At 56.7% G+C, this 18,081-nt stretch carries 21 protein-coding genes; 6 read left to right on the forward strand and 15 right to left on the reverse strand.

What is annotated here, in order from left to right:
- Positions 1-70: 70 nt before the first annotated feature.
- Positions 71-898: an acetoacetate decarboxylase family protein gene (locus A9J21_RS12745; protein ID WP_066736088.1), complete on the reverse strand. Its 828-nt coding sequence runs from the start codon at positions 896-898 to the stop codon at positions 71-73.
- A gap of 11 nt (positions 899-909) precedes the next feature.
- Complete coding sequence (locus tag A9J21_RS12750) at positions 910-1,884, reverse strand: tripartite tricarboxylate transporter substrate binding protein (protein ID WP_082926392.1); 975 nt, start codon at positions 1,882-1,884, stop codon at positions 910-912.
- A 253-nt stretch (positions 1,885-2,137) separates the two neighbouring features.
- On the opposite strand from A9J21_RS12750, the gene A9J21_RS12755 reads away from it, so the two are divergent.
- Entirely contained in the window at positions 2,138-3,040 is a 903-nt protein-coding gene (locus tag A9J21_RS12755) for a LysR family transcriptional regulator (protein ID WP_066736090.1), read from the forward strand.
- A 322-nt stretch (positions 3,041-3,362) separates the two neighbouring features.
- Here the strand turns inward: A9J21_RS12755 and A9J21_RS12760 are convergent, their stop codons facing one another.
- From A9J21_RS12760 to A9J21_RS31530, 5 genes are all read right to left on the reverse strand, one after another.
- Positions 3,363-3,677 (reverse strand): H-NS histone family protein, encoded by a 315-nt coding sequence (locus tag A9J21_RS12760; RefSeq protein WP_066736092.1) that lies wholly within the window; start codon positions 3,675-3,677, stop codon positions 3,363-3,365.
- Positions 3,678-3,722: 45 nt separating this feature from the next.
- Positions 3,723-5,726, reverse strand: coding sequence for a hypothetical protein (locus A9J21_RS12765; RefSeq protein WP_156545839.1), 2,004 nt, complete (start codon positions 5,724-5,726; stop codon positions 3,723-3,725).
- A gap of 312 nt (positions 5,727-6,038) precedes the next feature.
- Positions 6,039-6,779: a hypothetical protein gene (locus A9J21_RS12770; RefSeq protein ID WP_066736096.1), complete on the reverse strand. Its 741-nt coding sequence runs from the start codon at positions 6,777-6,779 to the stop codon at positions 6,039-6,041.
- Positions 6,780-7,291: 512 nt separating this feature from the next.
- Complete coding sequence (locus A9J21_RS12775; RefSeq protein ID WP_066736098.1) at positions 7,292-7,624, reverse strand: hypothetical protein; 333 nt, start codon at positions 7,622-7,624, stop codon at positions 7,292-7,294.
- Positions 7,625-8,555: 931 nt separating this feature from the next.
- On the reverse strand, positions 8,556-9,089 hold the full coding sequence (locus A9J21_RS31530) for an HAD domain-containing protein (RefSeq protein WP_156545841.1): 534 nt from the start codon (positions 9,087-9,089) through the stop codon (positions 8,556-8,558).
- A gap of 353 nt (positions 9,090-9,442) precedes the next feature.
- Between A9J21_RS31530 and A9J21_RS12790 the strand changes: the two genes are divergently transcribed.
- Entirely contained in the window at positions 9,443-9,796 is a 354-nt protein-coding gene (locus A9J21_RS12790) for a hypothetical protein (protein ID WP_231906902.1), read from the forward strand.
- Positions 9,797-9,929: 133 nt separating this feature from the next.
- On the opposite strand, the gene A9J21_RS12795 is transcribed toward A9J21_RS12790, so the two are convergent.
- From A9J21_RS12795 to A9J21_RS12815, 5 genes are all read right to left on the reverse strand, one after another.
- Positions 9,930-10,568, reverse strand: a complete 639-nt coding sequence (locus A9J21_RS12795) for a hypothetical protein (RefSeq protein ID WP_066736105.1) — start codon at positions 10,566-10,568, stop codon at positions 9,930-9,932.
- Between the two features lie 626 nt (positions 10,569-11,194).
- Entirely contained in the window at positions 11,195-11,530 is a 336-nt protein-coding gene (locus A9J21_RS12800; RefSeq protein ID WP_156545843.1) for a hypothetical protein, read from the reverse strand.
- Positions 11,531-11,679: 149 nt separating this feature from the next.
- Positions 11,680-12,261 carry a hypothetical protein gene (locus A9J21_RS12805; protein WP_066736109.1) on the reverse strand — a complete coding sequence of 194 codons (582 nt, stop codon included), beginning with the start codon at positions 12,259-12,261 and terminating at the stop codon, positions 11,680-11,682.
- A gap of 161 nt (positions 12,262-12,422) precedes the next feature.
- A complete protein-coding gene (locus A9J21_RS12810; protein WP_066736112.1) occupies positions 12,423-12,944 on the reverse strand; it encodes a hypothetical protein in 522 nt (173 codons plus the stop codon).
- A gap of 279 nt (positions 12,945-13,223) precedes the next feature.
- Complete coding sequence (locus A9J21_RS12815; RefSeq protein WP_066736115.1) at positions 13,224-13,538, reverse strand: helix-turn-helix domain-containing protein; 315 nt, start codon at positions 13,536-13,538, stop codon at positions 13,224-13,226.
- A gap of 157 nt (positions 13,539-13,695) precedes the next feature.
- On the opposite strand from A9J21_RS12815, the gene A9J21_RS12820 reads away from it, so the two are divergent.
- The 4 genes from A9J21_RS12820 to A9J21_RS12835 all read left to right on the forward strand — a co-directional run bounded on the left by A9J21_RS12820 (position 13,696) and on the right by A9J21_RS12835 (position 15,443).
- Positions 13,696-14,133 carry a hypothetical protein gene (locus tag A9J21_RS12820; protein WP_066736116.1) on the forward strand — a complete coding sequence of 146 codons (438 nt, stop codon included), beginning with the start codon at positions 13,696-13,698 and terminating at the stop codon, positions 14,131-14,133.
- A gap of 142 nt (positions 14,134-14,275) precedes the next feature.
- Complete coding sequence (locus tag A9J21_RS12825; protein ID WP_066736121.1) at positions 14,276-14,620, forward strand: helix-turn-helix domain-containing protein; 345 nt, start codon at positions 14,276-14,278, stop codon at positions 14,618-14,620.
- Positions 14,607-14,936 carry a hypothetical protein gene (locus A9J21_RS12830; protein ID WP_066736122.1) on the forward strand — a complete coding sequence of 110 codons (330 nt, stop codon included), beginning with the start codon at positions 14,607-14,609 and terminating at the stop codon, positions 14,934-14,936. The genes A9J21_RS12825 and A9J21_RS12830 overlap by 14 nt, the downstream gene beginning before the upstream one ends.
- A gap of 24 nt (positions 14,937-14,960) precedes the next feature.
- Positions 14,961-15,443 (forward strand): hypothetical protein, encoded by a 483-nt coding sequence (locus tag A9J21_RS12835; RefSeq protein WP_066736123.1) that lies wholly within the window; start codon positions 14,961-14,963, stop codon positions 15,441-15,443.
- Positions 15,444-15,566: 123 nt separating this feature from the next.
- On the opposite strand, the gene A9J21_RS12840 is transcribed toward A9J21_RS12835, so the two are convergent.
- The 3 genes from A9J21_RS12840 to A9J21_RS12850 form a co-directional block, all read right to left on the reverse strand.
- Positions 15,567-15,815 carry a hypothetical protein gene (locus A9J21_RS12840; RefSeq protein ID WP_066736124.1) on the reverse strand — a complete coding sequence of 83 codons (249 nt, stop codon included), beginning with the start codon at positions 15,813-15,815 and terminating at the stop codon, positions 15,567-15,569.
- A 688-nt stretch (positions 15,816-16,503) separates the two neighbouring features.
- On the reverse strand, positions 16,504-17,565 hold the full coding sequence (locus A9J21_RS12845) for a LacI family DNA-binding transcriptional regulator (RefSeq protein WP_066736148.1): 1,062 nt from the start codon (positions 17,563-17,565) through the stop codon (positions 16,504-16,506).
- Positions 17,562-18,081: SDR family NAD(P)-dependent oxidoreductase (locus A9J21_RS12850; RefSeq protein WP_066736146.1), on the reverse strand; the 520-nt coding region annotated here is incomplete at its 5' end. The genes A9J21_RS12845 and A9J21_RS12850, both read right to left, overlap by 4 nt.

The raw sequence follows: 18,081 nt of genomic DNA on the forward strand, positions 1-18,081 counted from the left end.
AGTACATGCCAATCCAATCCGTATCGCATTTTACGTGCGCGCAAAAATAATCCACACATCGGCAATGTACTTACCTCAAAAACCTCACCTGATCGGACAAATCCTTACCACCAACCGTGGAATATATGCCAGCATGAATATATTTGAACCTGGGAAGCGCTGCGAGTCGACATACAATCTCATGTTGAGTTGGCATGTCCTCCCAGCGGGGAGCCACCATAGACAGCGCCGCCTTGGCTGTGAAACTTTCCAAAGCCCTCGCCTTACTTCCCCCGGCGGGTGTCATAGTAATATAATCAACGTCGGATTCACCCCATTGCTCGGTAGCAGGAATATATTTCCTATGCAGAACTGGGCTAGTTGCCAGTCCGCCGGAATCCGAGCTTTCAATATCTGTTAAGGTTAGTTCCAAAAATTTGAATCCCAGCCATTCAGCTCGAAATACAACCTTTCCATCGGCTCTCTCAGGGACCGGTAATTCCGCATAAATTTTGTTCCACCCTAACTCTTCACGTCCACTGATGATTGGCTCCGTTAGGTTTTCCCAGATAACCGGCTGAAAGAAACCTTCCACCACCTTCTGGCCGGAATCGTAGCTAAAGCGGACTGGAATTCGAACGCTCAGCATGTTGTAGCCACGGCCTGCAAGCCAATCGATCTCAGTCATATGACTGAACTCGAAGATGACGACTGGGTCTCCCCGCAGGGTGAAGCCCATTGGTAGCATTTTTTTCAGAAGACTCCCATCAGTTCTGAAGGCGACATACGCACACTGTTTCCTTGGACTTACTGAAGGGTCGAACGTCACCCCTTCCGGAGGCCGGCGAGGGCCAAGCGCGGGACCAAACGCCGTTGGCATCCTGTAAACGTTCACTTTTTGCAGATCTTTTTCATTCATCAGCGTTTCCCTTATTCCTTTACGGCACCCTCGATAAGCGTTTTCACAGCGTCCTTCTCACGTACTGCGGCTTCTTTCGCGTAAGCGGCGTACGCCTTGTGATCCATGTAGTTAATCTCAATCCCATAACGCACCGCAGTATCGACGAGGACCGGATCCTTCAGGGATCGAACAATAGCGGCATCTAGAATCTTAACGATATCGTCTGTCATTCCCGCAGGGCCCGCGATCCCAAAGGGAGAGGTCATCGTAACGGGATATCCAGCTTCTTTTAATGTCGGAACTTCGGGAAAGAAATCCTGGTAGCGTCGCTCCCCGGTCGTTGCGAGAATCCGAACACGACCGGACTGCGCAAATGGGAGAATGGTATTCGTTACGGAGAGAGCTTGCACCTGATCTCCCAGAAGGCTCGTAATTGCTTCTGCATCGCCTTTATAGGGGACGTTCGTCCATTTCAAACCTACTTTCTTAGCCAAGTCCATCATGATGAACTCTGGAACACTGTAGCGCACCGATGCACCGTAAAAAATGGTGTCAGGATTCCGCTTAGTGTGTTCGATAAGGTCTTTGATGGTCTTCCATGGTGATTTGGCGTTTACGGCAATTGCGTAGTTATAGTTAGCCACCATTGAGACATACTTCAAATCCTTTACCGGATCGTACGGGGTCTTTTGGATATAAGGCTGACGAAATACCCCAAGAGGAACCACAGTTAGGGTATGTCCATCTGGTCGCGCCACCTTCATAGCAGCGGCACCCATGGTCCCGTTCACTCCCGGCTTATTCTCCACAATAACTGGCTGCCTTAGCTCCTTCGCCAAAACAGCTGCCAATGCACGACCAAAGACATCAGTCGTTCCGCCAGCCCCATATGGAACAATGAGAGTAATCGGCCGCGTTGGATAATCGGCAGCAAATCCCGTAGACGCTGCACTGAACGCTAAAATTACGCATGCCGCGAAGCGCAACAAAAGCTTGAAATTCATAACTGTCTCCGCTGTTCATTGATTTTTGTGTGACGTTGCGGCGGTTAGCAGGACTGACCAACGTACCCTGAGTAGCGGACATAAGTTCGTGTCATCAAGAACACGATGCGAACAGACCGCCCTATTGGGCCCGCCGCCTTCACATCGAAGGTCGTAGCTTTTTTGCCCAACCGGTGCCTGCAGAGTATTGCTCTACGACTTATATGTCTAATACAATTTAGACAATCAATTTATATGTAAAATCGTATAAATCATGAACATCGAGATGAAGGATCTTCAGTGCTTCGTCGTCGTCGCGGAGGAGCAGAGCTTTTCAAGGGCGGCCCTTCGACTAAATGTGGCCCAACCTGCCCTTAGTTTGCGGATCAAGGAACTGGAACACAAAGTAGACGCCAAGTTGCTTGAGCGGACGACGAGAAGTGTCAAGTTGACGGGTGCAGGCGAGATCTTCTACACCGAAGCAAAGGACATACTGCTCAAGTTGTCCCAGGCAGTTTTGGCTACACAAAGTGCAAGTCGAGGCGAGTCGGGGGTTTTGAGAATCGGATACACCAAACGAGCAACTTTCGCGCTGCTTCCGGCGATGATCCGGAGGCTAAGCACTGAACTGCCTAGTCTCCGGTTGGACATCTACGACCCAACTACGGCTGGAGACCTCTACGCGCTCGTGGAGAGCGGCACTCTTGATCTCGCCCTTACATACCTACTGGATGACCGTGGCCAGGATCTTCTACATGAGCAACTGACCGAAAGTGAGCTAGTCGTCTTCCTTGCCAGCACACACCCACTCGCAAAAGGACGAGAGGTTGACCTGAGGGAACTCGCGCATGAGCAGTTCGTCGGCTATCCAGCGCTAGGCAATTATTATCTGCGCTCGATCATGGATAATCTCTGTCTGGATGCTGGATATAGGCCAGCAGTAATCCAAGAATCAACAGATACTCACAGACTTCTGTACTTCATTGCCACGGGTCGATATGTCTCGATTCTTCCGTCAGAAGTAAAAGACTTACAAGTAGAAGGAGTGGTTCATCGAACGATAAAGGTACCGCGATTTATCGCTCGTCACGGCGTGATTTGGCGGAAGACGAATAGCAACCCATCATTGCCGCTGGCGCTATCAATGCTCCGTGAGCTCGCGATGAATCTGAACTAGCTTCAAATACTAGGAAAGCATTACGCCGCTACCCACAGACTTCGGAAGTCCCTAGGCGCGTTGATGACGTTCGACGTGCGCCAGTTGGTGCTTGCCGGAGGCCCCTTCATTCCTGCCTACCGCGACCGATACTGCGGACTTACGGGCGGTCACACTTGCGATAACGAAACTAAGGAAGCTAGTAGCGCCGGCTAAAGCAGGCAAACTCGGTCAGGGACTCGGACCGCGCCGATGCCTAGCATCCTTATAACCTGCTGCCGGGGAGGCTAAAAGCCAAGATGAGCTGCCCACCGCCTTCACCAGCAGTGGGCGCAACAGATGACTATTCTTCCCCGATTAAGAATCGGTTCGGATTCTTGCCCAGCCATGCCGGCGCCCTCCCCCGGCCCGACCAGGTCTTGCCCGTCTTCGGATCACGATACTTCGGAGGCAATGGTTCCTTGACTGCCTTGGCAGTTCCACTGCCAGCGGGTCGACCGCGACGTCGCTTGCCCTGGATATCTTCGACGGACAGGCCGTATTGCTCCATCAGCGTACGGATTTGCTCGATGACGCCTGCCACTTCATTCGCGCGAACTTCCGCGAGTTGAGCTTCAAGAGCTTCCTTCTGGGCCAGCAGTTGCTTGTAGGTTGCCATGTTTGAACATCCTTATCGAAAGATAGTAACTAGGTGGGAACTCGCTCACTGCTTGGACTCGGAGCCCTTTCGCAATTCCCTCAACAAAGCCAACGTCGACTCGACGGCGCCCCGCAGGTCACTCCTGTCACACTTTGCCAACCACCAGTCGATTGGCGAATGTCTCCAGTTACGTGAAGAATCACGCAATGCCTCTCGGAGGTCTCTAATACCGGTATCAAGAACATCGTCGTCAGTTATTTTGCTCTCTGTCAGCGCTTTCCGCAAAGTGTCCATGATCTGCAGGTCCTTGCAAACCGTAGCCAGGACTATGACGGAGAACAATCCATTCCCCAAGCTTCCCCACCCCGTGTGATATCGACCGGATTTTAGTATCCAATCCAGCATCATCTCCCGGATACGCGCGAGCACTTCATCCCTATCTGACTGCTTCGCAAACACCGCGAGTTCTGCCAGGCTGTCGATAACTCGAATGTTCTCCAAGAACTTCACCGAGTCAGGGTCGTCAGGAAGAAAGCTGAAAACGCATATATAGCGGTCCGCCAGACCGAGAAGCTCCTCCTGCAAGGACTCGTCACAGACAGGTGCCAGCGATAGGCCCATCAAGACCTTGCATAGCTGCGTCAACCGCATCAGAAGTTCATGCGCGAAGTTCGACCTCGCCGCCACAGCTAAAAGAAGCGTTTCCTTCTCGACGTGGTTACGGCGCTCAGTCCACTCCAAGACATTTCGGACGAAATGCATCGCGTCGTCATCGCTCAGCTTTCCTTCGTTAATGTGGTCCGCATACAAGCTCAATGCACTTGGAAAGGACTTTCCACCGAGAAGGCTGAAATATGGCCCCAAGCACTGGCTAGCGCGGCTAGATAGGCCAGTGCCTGGGAGCAACAACGCACTTCTCAAAAGAGAATCCATAGTTTGCTGCAAATGCCGCCCAACAAACTGACTCCCGCGGCTTCGACTTCTCAGAAGCGTGATGGCAATTCGCGCGATTTGCTCACTTGCAATCATAGCAACTGGCACATGGACGTCTTTTGTCAGCCCCAGCTTCGCCAACTCACCCAGTTTAGTGACCAAACCATGGGCGTTGTCGATCCTCTTAGCGCCGATGAACGCAGTGGCAAGATTTCCCGCTTCCCGTGCTGCGTTCATGAGCACATCCGAGTGCTCGGTACGCATGATCGACGCAATCGCACCGTCGAGATATCCGGCAGCCAGCGTAGCGTGCCATTTCTCGCGGTATGGGGAGCCGTAATCAACGGTCAGGTACAGTTCGCTCAACTGCCGGAAGACACGGAGAACTTGGCTCAAGTGAACCTCGTCATGGCGCGCAATTGCCGCCGTCGGAATGCGACGGAGGGCCTCGAGGGTGACGTTGACGATGGCATCCGTGGAGCCACCGTCACTGAACAAGGACTGGGATATGAATGTCCTACCTTTGGTTTGGATATACGAACGATTTACTGCAACGATTCCGTCGTAGGCAAACGAGACAACGGCTGAGTCCCCCTTAACCGCGAATGTCTCGCCCAATGCAACCAGATTCTGGACGCCGACGCGAGCACCGGTATCCCAGCTCGGCAATTGCTGAAAAAAGGCGAATCGAACTGGGTCGAAGGTATCGTTGTTGTCGTCATCACCCTTCGCCGCTTCCCCCACCGATTCGGCCGTCGCAACGAATCTATCGGCATGCTTTCGCCACCTCTTCTGATTTCGCTCGGCGTCTTTAACCACGCCCTTAATTTGCTCGATTGGGCTCACCAGGAGAAGCGAGCGTCGATGCGCATAGTGGTAGATGACCACTGTTGCTGCGAGCGACCAAAAGGTTGCAACCAGCCCTGTTATCGGCCAGGTCTCGGTGTCTGGAAGCAAAGACAACGCGCCGACAAAAAAGGCAATTCCTATGGCAGCAACGAAGCTTCCAAGGAGGCGACTGTCTCGCCCCATGCGCTGGAAAAGAAAATTCGGTAGGCGGTCCACATTCACCTGCATGGCAAACGTGACAAGCGTGAAAACGATAGCTGCAGCGCCAACAAGTGCGCCTGCCATTCCGCCTTGAAGTGAACTCAGCGCCTGTGCCCTCTGAGCAATGGACTCCGTCCCCGGTAGCACTCCTAGGTATGCGAGAGCGGTAGTGAGACAGGACATCGTCAGCAAAGAGATGTAGGCAATCGGTGCCCACCTCTTCGCGACCCATATCTGCACCGACAATCTTTTCGCATTCCACTTTTGAGCACCAAGGGTGAGCTGCTTTCTGACTGCGTCTAAGCGTGAACTCATAAACTGTCCGCGAAAATTATCTCGTACCCAAGGGAGGTGACGGTCGGGAAGGTAGACGGCATTTAATTGGCCTGTTCGCTCTCAAACCTTCTCGAGGACCTCGGCCAACTGCTCCCAGAAGCCAATCACGCTTCGACCGTACCTACGGAGATCATCCAAAGTTAGATAGATATCCTCGCCGGACAGTGGCTTGAAAACGCGTCGGGTGTACGGAATTTCTAGACCGAGACCTTCCAACGTTGGGGCTTCGAAAAGCTCTGGCCGCATCGCTTTGAGAGTCTCCGCAGAGGCGCCATCCGCATGTTTAACCGCGTTGGCGAGAAGCCGCAGTTCATCAAGCGTTGTCCACGCCGGCAGCGCTGCGATATCGATACCTAAATTCTGCAGCCTCACCTGAACAATTTTAAGGTTAAGCAGTCGATGGTCGTCTTGCTCCCGAGGATGCAGGACGTTGCTCCGATGAAATGCCAACAACTGCTGCTCCCAGGCATGATAGAGAATTGCACCATAGGAATTCAGCAACGCCTGCCGAACGGCATCCATACCTGAATAGTGGTCATAACCGGCCTCGGTCGCAGCTTCGGCGGCAGCCTCGCCTGCACTAAACGGATCGACATTGGGGTTCCCCGACCTAGACATCAGCTCGTTGTAGTTGGAGCGCTGGATTTCAGTCGCCTCGGCTTCTATGTTCGCAAACGCAGGCAAAATTCTGCGCTCTAGCGCCTCTAGCGTCCGCTCAAAGTGCCGTATGAAAGTAGTCCTGAAATATCGGTGCCAATGCTGCCCGTCGTTCATCTCACCCCTCGCCATCAGTTTCAGCATTTTTGTGGATCCGCCGGGAAGGATTCTACGCTGGGCAACGCAAACGACAGCCGCTCCGCGAACGCGTGATCCTTACCATGGAAATGCGGCTCCCTGGCTGTATTGTGCCTTCTTCACGATGAGCATCGGCTCTGTTGGATTTGCTGTCATCAGAGAAACGCGCGAGCAAGGGCCTAGCCCGCTGCTCTGTGCTCTCTCTCGGGGTGTTCTCCTCGAAAATTAGCCCAAGAAGGGAAAGGTACGTATTGAGATTGCTGGCACACTGCCCATTCCGCACTAACACACTGTTGCGAGTGCGGACCGCATGGTATCGGCGGCCAGTGGGGCCAAGGATTAATAACGATGGCACATTTCGCGCGAATAGTGCCATGCACCCGGGGTCGATGGCACAACTCACCAGGCACTGGTTTCTCGTCCGCGAAATAGGAAAAGGCCTGCACGATGGCAGGCACGAGTTGCAACAAGGAAACGCTAGGCCGGCAGTCGCTCAGATCGGCGGTTGACAGTCAAGGCTAGTCGCAAAGGCCGTTTGACTTCTTGTAGAACGCCACGATGAGCGGGTGTTGGGCCTCCCATGCTTCCTTCGTGGCTGTCAGCTCGCTCGTTTTGCTACTCGTTTCCTCCTGCGAATCGGACTCCGGCATAGTCTTCTGGAGTTCGGCAGCGCTATCCAGGGCCGCTTGCACAGCATTGGCATGGAAAAAGTATTCGTCCACCGTCTGCTTGAGCAGTACGCCGTACTTGAGGTGCATCGCCTTCTCGAGCGCGAAGACCGACGCTACTGTCGACAGGTTCAGCAGGGACTGGTCAATGCTGGCCAGGCGGTCGTTCAGTTCGGCATCCATCAAATCATCGTCCTTGGGTTGAAACCGGGTCGAAGCATAAACCCGAAATCCCGTCATACAGCACGAAAACTCCGCTTCTTTGCTGAAATAAATAGCGGTGCCGATTCCCCACCTGAGGGCTGTTAGGTGTTATTGGCGTACCTGCGCGTCCGCGGAAATGCGAAAGGCCGGCGAAGTGCCGGCCTTCACTCGTTCTACTGGCGCCACCCGCGGCGCTACAGCGCTCAGACGGCATTCCTCGTGTAGTCCAGCGGTCATAGCCCATCCCTGTCTTGTCGCTCACGCGTGCTGATTCGGCTTGACGCACGCCGTAAGCGAGTGCTCCATTGGCGCCCGTGGGCACTGGTAGCACTGCAAAGAGGCCTTCACTTCCAGCGACACATTGTCACTGCATTACACGCGGGCCTCTTCATCCGTGTTTCCCTGGAACACAACGACATGTGACCGGAGCCCTCATGAGCGGAATGTTCGGCGTCATTGCCCACAAAAGTAATGCTGCAACCTGCTCCTTATTTCCTTAAGCGCGCCGTCGCCAGCGATGCCGTGCACGGGGTCTGTCCTCACCACACGCGGCCACGCCACTGCCGGCCACTCGTCCGGCCAATCGTTGATTGCGATCCACCTCGTGGGCCGCCTTCTTTCGACGTCCAGAATCATCTGGTCCGGCCTCGACATGCTCTTCGAACCAGGCTTTGCGCGTCTCACGGCGGTTGAAGGTTCCGCCGATGCATCGCACCTGCAAGCTAGGCGAAAGTTGCGCCTTGGCGTACTCGTATCTTCCATCGAGGAGGGGCCATGAGGTGGGAAAGCACAATCTTGACGTGAGGGTATGGCGCTAGCACCCCTTTGAGGAGAGGTACGTGTTCAAACGGTCGTCGATGGCGCAACCCTGCCGCAGTCCAAGCGTCATAGTTCCGCCCGAGAGGCGGGTTTATAGGGATTCAAACTGGCAATTCAGCTTTTCCCTCAATTCCTCGAGTACTCGGCCTTCGGCAATGCCGTGCGTATGGTCGGCGCGGACTACATGCGCGCCTGTCCAAGCGGGCCACGTTTCCGGCGAATCATCCACCGCAAGCCAGCGTGCCGGCTTTCGCCGATGAACGTCGAGAAGTACTTGGTCCGGCCTAGACTTGCTTTCGAACCAGGCTTTGCGCATCTCGCGGCGATGGTAGGTTCCACCAATGCATCGCTCCTGCAGCCTCGGAGAGAGTCGAGCCTTCGCGTGATCGTACCCTCCCTTGATGAGAAGCCAAGATGTGGACAGCACAATCCTGACATCGGGATACGGTGCGAGCAGTTGCTCCAGCATCGGGACGTGCTCAAACAAATTGTGCCCGGGGTGATGCAGAAGTTCGATGCCATTCCTCGTCCTGTACGCTGCGTCCGGATGCAAAACGCCGTCAAAGTCCAGATAGAGAACGTGTAGCGGTTGGACCAACGATGTCTCTGCTTGCGTCACGGTCACAGCGTCATCTCCTGATGCGCGCCGTGTGCCCCTGACCGCAAATACTTCACCACACACATGCTTGTCTCCCCCTCATGACGGAGAGATTATGTGGAATGGCAATGGTCGCGGCAACGCCCGATGCCCTTTTTTGGCTGCCACCTTCCACAACGGGCAAGGTTGTGCCGGTTACGTGAATATTTTTGCTACCCACGTTGCGAACGCCATACACTGCGCTCCCGCTGCCACGCAGGAGAGTCGCTGTAGCGACGTCCGTCATGCTCAAAGTCACCGTCGAAGTAGTTGGCCCAGCCGACATTGGCTCTAGAAGGAAGGTCGCTACGGCCTACATAGGTAGGCTTGAGCGTAGCGCCGTGTCCGACTACGTCGCGCAATTGAGCGAGCCGCCGTTTGGCGACGGGGAGAAGCGCACACTGCATGCCTATCCCCGCTACGCGGCGTCGGTCTTCGACCTGGTTGCGCGTGCGCTGGCCGTAGGACTAACAGGAGCCGAAGAGTTGCCCCAGCGACCTGAGGCTGTGAGTGTTCCCATTCACCAATCGGGAGACACCAAGTACGTCCGTCTTGCTGAGATCCCTGAGCCCGCAGCGACATTCTTCCGCAAGCGCATTGAGTATTCGACGTGTCCCGTTATCGAAGAGGACCCCGAGCCAATGCAATGTGTTTACGCATCGGAATGGCTTGCCTTCCTGGACGGTCGCCGGTAGCGCAGTCCCACTAGCGCGCGAAGCTTTGAGACACCTCCGCGCCATCGTTGCAACCCTCCCCGCCCAAGGGCCTTGCTGCGTGCGGCCCTAAAAAAGAATGCGCGACCTCGAAGGCCGCGCATTGAAGATGCTTTTAAGCGTATGTCCCTTCTTCTATGCTCGCCTTCGCGACTTGGTGGACGACATCCTTCGCCCATTCCGTCACCAACGCGTTTACAAATACGTGGCGCAGCGGCACCCCAGGGATATCGCTTGTCGCTCCCGCTTGCAGACTTCCGCTCGCTACCAGGCTGAGGAGTTCGGTCGCGGTAGCCGCACTAGGAGCTACATTCGCACCACGTCGAAACGCTTCATTCCGAAGCGACCCAAACGGTGCGTCGACAACGCTGAAAGTTGCATCCCAAGTGTCGCCATTCTGCATGTAAAACAGGAACGGGAAGCGCCCCACTATCCGCCACACATCGATAGCTGCCCACATCACCGGGTCGACCATATCGGCCACCCAATAGAACTGCAAATCTCCCATCTGGAAACGGATGGTCTGCAGCTTGCTACCATCCTCGAGGGCGATACACCCGAACCCCAGGTTGGTATTCTCGTACGACGAGCCGAACATGCGCCTGTCTTCCTGCCGGATGGGGCATGTCAGCACAGGAAGATTGCCAGGCAAGCCTCTCGCTTGCTTGAACCTTGCTCCAACCGATTGCAAGGCATGCAGTTTTCCGACTGGCACAGGGTTCGGGCCAAAGCCCGTAATGAAGTTCGTTTCCATCTCTAATGTCCTGCTGAAGTTATGACAAGGATTGCGCGCTCCGGTCGAGCCGAACGCGGCAGATGAGCTCCTCGAGGTGTCCTGCACCGTCGTGGATATCTGCGATCTGCAACCCGTATAGCGCCAAAACTCCTGCATCTGACATGACCCGGAATCACCCGGATGCAGAGTGTTTCTGCTGCGATGGCCGCATCATAAGGCTTGAATTTCTTGGGGAAAAGAGGCCCGATGCGCGCTTCTTGAGGCGCCCCGAAGCCGACTGAAAAAACTGGTTTGGAACGAGCAGAGATTTTCGGATTAGAGGTAAACCTCTAATATGCGAAGTTTTTGCGGGAGTGGCCCTGTACGCCATGCCTGCCATCAGGAAGCGCTTCGCTCCATGAGCCATGCGTCAACGTCCATTCGTCTCCAGCGGAGGGGAAAGCGAGGACCTAGATGCGCCGGCGACGGCAAGGTATGGGGCTGGCGCCGGAGGCGACAGAGGATTGTGGCGGGAGCGACCTTGAAGATGGCTGCAAGGTCGTGCAAGTCGAGGTAGGTGGTCGATGGTGATTGCATCCAGAGTATAGGGACGCCCATCGGCACGAGAGGTGTTGCCGGTGCCGGCGTTGCAGCTCAGACCTTTTTCATATCGACCGTTCGCCAGAGTCCATCGGCAATCCGAACGGGAGGCCATCCTCCGCGGCAATCGCCGCAAGGTGCTCAAGCTTTTCGAGGGCTATCGCGAGCGCGTCCGAACTCTTTGCTTGCGCCTTACCGGCCCCGAAGGCGGTCTGGATCGTGCCGCTCAATGTGTGGTGCCTGGCGAGAACGAAGCCCTGGTTCATCCCGTTCGACGTCAGCTGGCGGTACGCGCGGAAGTCGTAGTAGCCCACTCTTCGAAACAGGTCTCGTTCAATCTCAGACTCGGGCTTACCAGGCTCCGAATCGGTGGGCAACTCTTGCGTCACGGCGGTAGACATCTTTTCCAAACTGACCATGTCAGTCTATATGCCAGCTTCGAAAGAAGCATGTCCTGACGGGAACTAAACCTTGGACCGAAATGCCGGCCTGCCGATGGGGCACCGTGATGCAGCGCAAAAAAGTCCGGCCGAGCGGGACCTTTTTTCGCTCAGCAACCCCCAGGGGAGAGTACGACTTTGAGACCCGCGAAGTCGTCTGGCGTTGGCAACGAAGGCACGCGGTTAGACATCACCGGATATGCATCGGGATGGTCCTTGACATACTCCACCATGCTCGCCCATGGCTCCGGCTCGTCCCAAACGTTTCGATAGTTCACTAGCTCGCCAGGCATCGGCGGAAGGTCTGGAATCTCGGGAGAATAGAATCGATAGGCCCATGTGCCACCTTGCTCAACGCCGACCACGACGGGCAGAACCTCCCATTTCTTCCAGAGGTGAAGGTTTTCCCAAACCTCGAGGTCCTTCGCATCAGCAAGCCAACGAACCTTCAGGTCGCCCACGGAGAATGTCATCTCGAGGATGGGGTGCTCGCCGAGTTGGAAGCTACCGAAGGCCAAGGTAGCCGGCGAAAAGTCCGGGGACAGGCTTGCGAGGTCAGCCGTGGCCACGGGGCATGTCAACGCGCCACCGTAAAGTGGCGGCAGTTGTTCCGGCAACTCCTGCTTGCGCCAAAATTGCGCGGAGAAGTGGAACATCACGACAGCTTGCACGCCGTTACCAAAATCGTTCATTCGTTTCATCTTATCGGGTTGCGATCCGCGCGAAGTGCTGGCTCGCACAGGCGCGACGCCTGCATATGAGTGTAGGTTCGCGGCGACGCCATGATTTGACGTGCATGCGAGATAGGGGATGAGCGCAGCAACTCGCTGCGCTCGAGAGGTGCCAGTAGCCGTTACGGGATTCGCCAGTCGACGTCGCGATACAGCAGTCCATCATGAAGGACATGCCCAAATGCGCATCGGGCCCACCAGAACGACAAGTAGAAGAGAGGCTCGTCTTCGAATTCGCGAGCACGAGCTTCCCAGGCGTCGAAATCCGCAATCAGCTTCTTCGCTACAGCAGGACCAACCGGGGAGCACCCAAAGCTTCGATGGAGAATCTCGTAGAACGGCCCGCCCGGAGCGTTGTTGTCTTCGTTCACTTGGTCATAGCCGACGAGGCGAGCAAGCGCGGCATCCCATTCTAAAAAGTCGCCGTAGGTCAGCTTGTATTCGAAGCAATGCTCGTACGAGTACAACGCATCGCACAGGTACTCCGGCCGAAGATTCGGGTGCGTGCCCAGGTCAGTATCAAGGCTCGTGACAAGCTCGATGTTTGACCTGTCCTTGCCCGTCACCGGGTCGACCTCGTACGTGAACGGGTCCGGTCTTTCCTCCAGCAGCTTCAGGCCTCGCAATACCTTATAAACGTACATTTCCACTCCTGCATAGAACTCAGATCGTGAGCGTTCCAGGCGATGCGCTCACGCAGCGCCGATTGGGCTGCAGTGGGTATAGGACGAAATGGAGTAGATGACGGGCACTGAAGTGTGCCAAGAGGGCTGGAAATGCCTCACCGTCGGTAATGCTGGAAGGAAATTAGGCAGCTAGCGAGGTAGATTTGCCGGCGTAGATTTTCTCGAATCTTTCCGCGAAATCGGTGCGATTAGCGGACAGAGGAGCCGGGCGAGGGCTGCGCAGCGGGAAAACGCTGCCTACTTGGTCGACTTGGCCTTCCGGGCGAGCTTCTTCTGGACCGTCCGTGTAGTTTCCATTGCAGCTTCGAACTCAGAAAGTTGCACCTCGACCCGAGCTAAAACGTCGACAATCGTCGTGCCCAGCGCCATACACCACTTCCGGAATTCCAGCACATCGAGTCGGCGCCCTCCCCGCTCGCACTTGCTAATGAAGTTCTGATCGACTCCCATCCGGACCGCGAGCTCGACTTGCGTCACCTCTCTGGCCTCACGTTCCGCCCGAAGAGCGTTGAGCAAAAGGGCGTACTCCTCCTCAGGAATGGAAGTTCTCATTGCCGGCGTGACGGGTAGTGAACCCAGTAGCTTGCGACAAAAACCCGTATAGTGTTAAATTTGCATATACTAAAATCGCACTATTGCCGAGTTTCGCGACGAACCGTTTAGCGCCGGCGCTGATGCGAAGCGACACAACGGTCTGCGGAGACCTGAGATGGAAATGGAACACATACGTAAAGGCTTGGCCGCGCTGCTAGAAGAATGGCCTGAGGGAGCGGCGACAACCCATACGAGATACAGCTTCGGCAAAACCATCGACAACATGACCGAGCTGGAGCTGATGTACCAACTCTGCACAACAGATGGCCTCGAAATCATCGGCGACCCTGCAAAGGCCTTCGCCGCGTATGACCCCAGCAGAGGCAGTCTCCGGGTCTACTCGATGAACAACGCTCACGTACAGCTGACGCCTTGCGACTCGACAAGCCGCCTAGCCGTCCTCGAGTATGCCCAGACGCACGGCGCAAGTTTTACCGTCACCCGCGACGAAGTGACCTGTGCAATCGACGACGTTACGGCTACGGGGAAGACTTACTTCGTGGCGGCGCTCAGAGCCATGGCGAAGTACCACGCCACCCACAAGCCTGAATAGCGCGGACGAGCATGCCGAAACGAGCCGCCCTACCCTCAAGGTTCAACCGGACTAAAAGTGCCGGTAGTGGGTCGGAACAGGCTTGTAGCGGCAGAAATGCACCTGTAGTTGCAGAGACATATTTGCGCCCCGAGGTAATGACATGGGGCACATAGACCCGACTCGCTCGTACACCCCCGAGGAGCTCGAGTACGAGATTGGCAGCAGCCTCAGGCGACTACGTATCAATCGCAACCTGGAGCAATCTGTCCTGGCGGAGCGCGCCGGCATCAGCACCCGTGCGTTGCGGAATCTCGAGCTGGGCAACGGTTCGTCCTTGCACACGCTCGTCTGCGTTGTTCGCGCGCTCGGCCGACAGGAATGGTTCGGCACGATTGGGCCCATCGCAACCATCAATCCATTGATGATGACCAGGGATGCAGTGCCGCGCCAGCGTGCGAGTAAGCCTCGCCCCAAGAAACATGAGGCAAAACATGAATCTCAATGACGTGCCAGAGGACTTCCCGCGTGTCGCAGTTCCTGCGGTGGTGACCGGTGTGCAGCCAAAAATCGGCGTTCGGGAGATTGGTGGGCGATATGTCGCCGGTCAGACCGAGGAAGAGCGGTACGAGCGGTGGGATATCTGTGAGGATTTGGCGCGGCAGTTGGTGCGGGTTGCGCGGAAAGATGAGGTGGAGCATCCCGACCAGTCGAGGGAGCAGGCGCTGCACAGGGTGCGAATATCTGTGTCGCAGCAAGGCTGGTGTTCCGAAGATGAGCTGGATTGGCTCATCGGGAGATTGGCTGGGCTGCTGCAGGCTTGAGCGGGCAGCCAAGGAGGATGTTGCGTGCCGCTTCAGTTGAAAGATGCCATCGACAAGCTTTACAAGCCGCCGAGGGATGGGACACGGCAGGTGCTCGCAGTGTCGCGGGGTGTCGCTGAGAAGTTGCCACGGCTAGAGTCAGTGGCGGTCATTTCGGTGACTGCGCCAGGGAGGCCGATAGCGAGCCTGGATGGATTCAAGCAGGTTCTGCGATTGAGCTTTGCGGACGTCGACTTCATGAACCCGGAGCTTTCGGCTCGAGCAAGAGAAAGACTGGAGAATGCATTCCGGCCGGAGCACGCGGAAGCGATTCGTGCGTTCGTTGAGGGGCTACCAGGTGAGGTGCTGACGGTCGTGGTGCATTGCGAAGGAGGCTACTCGAGGTCCTGCGCAATCGCCTTGGCGCTGCACCGCTTGTACGGTTACTTGGCTCATATCGGAGAACTGAACCAGGCGAATCCTTCGGTGCTGCACCTCTTAACGCGGAGCATTGGAGTCAAACGGTGACGTTCTGCCCGCGCCTGAGGAACCGATGAGCGTGTGTGGGTTGAGTGCGAGAAACAAAAAAGCACTGCCGAAGCAGTGCCCCTGAGGGTGTAGCGAGGGCAACGCCCCCCCTCTCACCCAGACTCAACGCTTTTTGTTCGACTGAGCCACCACCGTGCCGGCGAGTGTCTTTGTCAGCGGCGACGAGCGAGGATTGTCCAATGCCTTCGACGCCTTGCTTTCCGTGTTGGCGCCCGTCTGCGCGGTTGTGCCGGATTGCCGCAAAGCGGACCCGGCGAGCGACTTCTGGAGCGCACTCGACGAACTGCCGCCAAGCGTCTTGCCTGCGGTTGATGCGACCTGCGGAGATGTTCTCTTGCTGTTTGTAGCCACGATTACTCCTCAAAGCGCTCCAGGAGGCAGGAGTCGGCGCTTCTGGAGCTAAGCGACCCAGACTAGTGAGTCCAACCAGCAATTACCCACTATATCTAGTATCTCATAAAATACCACATACCGTATCTAGTTAAATTGAGCTAGATAGCAAATCGCTGCACGTCCTAAGGTTCAGACATAATCCGTCTATTGTCTAAGAGTGCATGTTAAGCCCTCGGACGCCCGAAGAGCACGGGTACTGCGTGACCGCCCCACACCGGGACGCTCCACACCGGGACGCTCCACACACCTGAACATCTGGCATTAAGTGCTCGATAAGCCTCACATATGACGCATCAAATGAAGCCACTTATTTTCAAATAATTTCTTTATTTTCAATAACTTATAAGAAATTCGAAAGTTCGGACATTTCATGCTTGAAGCAATGCAAGTTCGGACATCAATTGCTTCTACGGCCCCCAAATTGAGTAGCCTCAATACGCACTTCTCGACGAGATTTCGGCCAGGAATTGCTTGAGATCGCGGCCACGATATTCCACATTTCCCAGACGGAAGGCCTGACCATAAGGTGTCGCGTACGGCACCTCATGCCCATGTCTTTGATGCACGGGCGCGTCCGGTCCGATGTCGGCAATGAGGGCTACCTCGTCAGCGACAGCGCGGGCAACGAGATCCGTTCGGGCGGCCCCTATGTGCGCTTCGATGTGGGTTTTCTGTTGGCTGGCGAATCAGCGATGGCATCGCGCACGCGCACGGTGCCGCGCTCCACGAGCTCGCACGGCACATCCACGGTGCGCGCCATGACCTGGCCGCCAATCTGGTCGAACAGCAAGGTGCGCGTGGCATCCACCATCTTCTCGATGTCCTGCTGCACGGTTGTCAGATCGAACGACGGCCATGCGGCCTGGGGCACATTGTCGAACCCCACCACGGACACATCGCGCGGCACCTGCATGCCCAGTTCGGCACGCAGGGTTTCCAGTGCCGCGATGGCCATGTGGTCGTTGGCGGCGAACAGCGCATCGGGCCGGTTGCCGGGGTCCTGGAACAGGGCCAGCACCGCGCGCCTTGCCTCGCCGAAGTCATAGTGACCAACCGCGCGGGCATGCAGTTGCAAGCCGGCGGCAGCCAGCGCATCGCGCAGGCCCGCCTCGCGGTCGCGGCTGGTTGACGCGTTCTCCGCGCCAGCCAGCCAGGCGATGCGGCGATGCCCGCTGCGCACCAGCATGTCCCCGACCATCCGCCCGCCGTCCCGGTTCTGCGAGGTCACCGAACTGGTGGAATAGGCTCCCATGGCCCCCATCTTTGCCACGCGATTGAACAGCACCACGGGAATCCCGGCATTGATGCAGTCGTTGGCAAGCGCCGACGACAGTGTCGTGGACGCCATGACGATGCCATCGACCTGGTACTGCAGGATGTCCGTCAGCACGTCGTCGGCGTCTTCCGTCTGGCTGATGAACAGCAGCACGTGATAGCCGTCCTGCTGCAGTGCCTGACACAGCCGCTCGATGACCACCGGATAGAACTGGTTCTCCAGATAGCTCATCACCAGCCCGATGATGCGGCTGCGGCGCGTGATCAGGCTGCGGGCGATGGCGTTCGGCCGGTAGCCCAACTTGCGCGCCGCCGTCTCGATGCGTTCGCGCGTTTCCGGCGCCACGCTGGCGCCGGGCGTGAAGGCGCGGCTGACAGCGGACTGCGAGACTTCCGCCAGCCGCGCCACGTCGTGGGCGGTGACCTTCTTCATGCTGCCGTCCACCCGCCGTCGAGCATCAGCGCGCTGCCCGTCATCAGGCTGGAAGCGTCGCTGGCGAGGAATACCACCGGGCCCATCACCTCGTCGATCCGGCCCAGCCGGCCCAGCGCGATCTTGTCGAGCACGAAGCGTCGGAACGACGCGTCCTCGAACATCGGCGCGGTGAGCGTCGTCTCGATAAAGGTCGGGCAAAGCGTATTGACGCGGATGCCTGCCGGACCAAGCTCCCACGCCAGCGCCTTGCTCATGCCCTCCACCGCATGCTTGCTGGCACAGTACAGCGTGCGGCGCGGGCTGCCCACGTGCCCCATCTGCGACGAAACATTGATGATCGATCCTGGCAGGCCCGCCGCCTGCAGGCTGCGGGCGACCTCGCGCGAGACGTAGAAGGTGGCCTTCACGTTGAGCGCAAAGACCGCGTCAATGTCTTCGTCGGCAGTGTCGGTCAGCAGCTTCGGCCGGTTCATCCCCGCGTTGTTGACCAGGATCTGGAACGGCGGGGGGCGG

The organism is Cupriavidus sp. D384 (genome assembly GCF_001652915.1).
In the GTDB taxonomy this organism is placed as follows: domain Bacteria; phylum Pseudomonadota; class Gammaproteobacteria; order Burkholderiales; family Burkholderiaceae; genus Cupriavidus.

Excerpts from the sequence above, each read along its gene's own strand:
- A9J21_RS12745 (WP_066736088.1), bottom strand. The coding sequence starts at position 898 with ATGAATGAAAAAGATCTGCAAAAAGTGAACGTTTACAGGATGCCAACG.
- A9J21_RS12750 (WP_082926392.1), bottom strand. The coding sequence starts at position 1,884 with ATGAATTTCAAGCTTTTGTTGCGCTTCGCGGCATGCGTAATTTTAGCG.
- A9J21_RS12755 (WP_066736090.1), top strand. The coding sequence starts at position 2,138 with ATGAACATCGAGATGAAGGATCTTCAGTGCTTCGTCGTCGTCGCGGAG.
- A9J21_RS12760 (WP_066736092.1), bottom strand. The coding sequence starts at position 3,677 with ATGGCAACCTACAAGCAACTGCTGGCCCAGAAGGAAGCTCTTGAAGCT.
- A9J21_RS12765 (WP_156545839.1), bottom strand. The coding sequence starts at position 5,726 with ATGGCAGGCGCACTTGTTGGCGCTGCAGCTATCGTTTTCACGCTTGTC.
- A9J21_RS12770 (WP_066736096.1), bottom strand. The coding sequence starts at position 6,779 with ATGCTGAAACTGATGGCGAGGGGTGAGATGAACGACGGGCAGCATTGG.
- A9J21_RS12775 (WP_066736098.1), bottom strand. The coding sequence starts at position 7,624 with ATGGATGCCGAACTGAACGACCGCCTGGCCAGCATTGACCAGTCCCTG.
- A9J21_RS12795 (WP_066736105.1), bottom strand. The coding sequence starts at position 10,568 with ATGGAAACGAACTTCATTACGGGCTTTGGCCCGAACCCTGTGCCAGTC.
- A9J21_RS12800 (WP_156545843.1), bottom strand. The coding sequence starts at position 11,530 with ATGTCTACCGCCGTGACGCAAGAGTTGCCCACCGATTCGGAGCCTGGT.
- A9J21_RS12805 (WP_066736109.1), bottom strand. The coding sequence starts at position 12,261 with ATGAACGATTTTGGTAACGGCGTGCAAGCTGTCGTGATGTTCCACTTC.
- A9J21_RS12810 (WP_066736112.1), bottom strand. The coding sequence starts at position 12,944 with ATGTACGTTTATAAGGTATTGCGAGGCCTGAAGCTGCTGGAGGAAAGA.
- A9J21_RS12815 (WP_066736115.1), bottom strand. The coding sequence starts at position 13,538 with ATGAGAACTTCCATTCCTGAGGAGGAGTACGCCCTTTTGCTCAACGCT.
- A9J21_RS12820 (WP_066736116.1), top strand. The coding sequence starts at position 13,696 with ATGGAAATGGAACACATACGTAAAGGCTTGGCCGCGCTGCTAGAAGAA.
- A9J21_RS12825 (WP_066736121.1), top strand. The coding sequence starts at position 14,276 with ATGGGGCACATAGACCCGACTCGCTCGTACACCCCCGAGGAGCTCGAG.
- A9J21_RS12830 (WP_066736122.1), top strand. The coding sequence starts at position 14,607 with ATGAATCTCAATGACGTGCCAGAGGACTTCCCGCGTGTCGCAGTTCCT.
- A9J21_RS12845 (WP_066736148.1), bottom strand. The coding sequence starts at position 17,565 with ATGAAGAAGGTCACCGCCCACGACGTGGCGCGGCTGGCGGAAGTCTCG.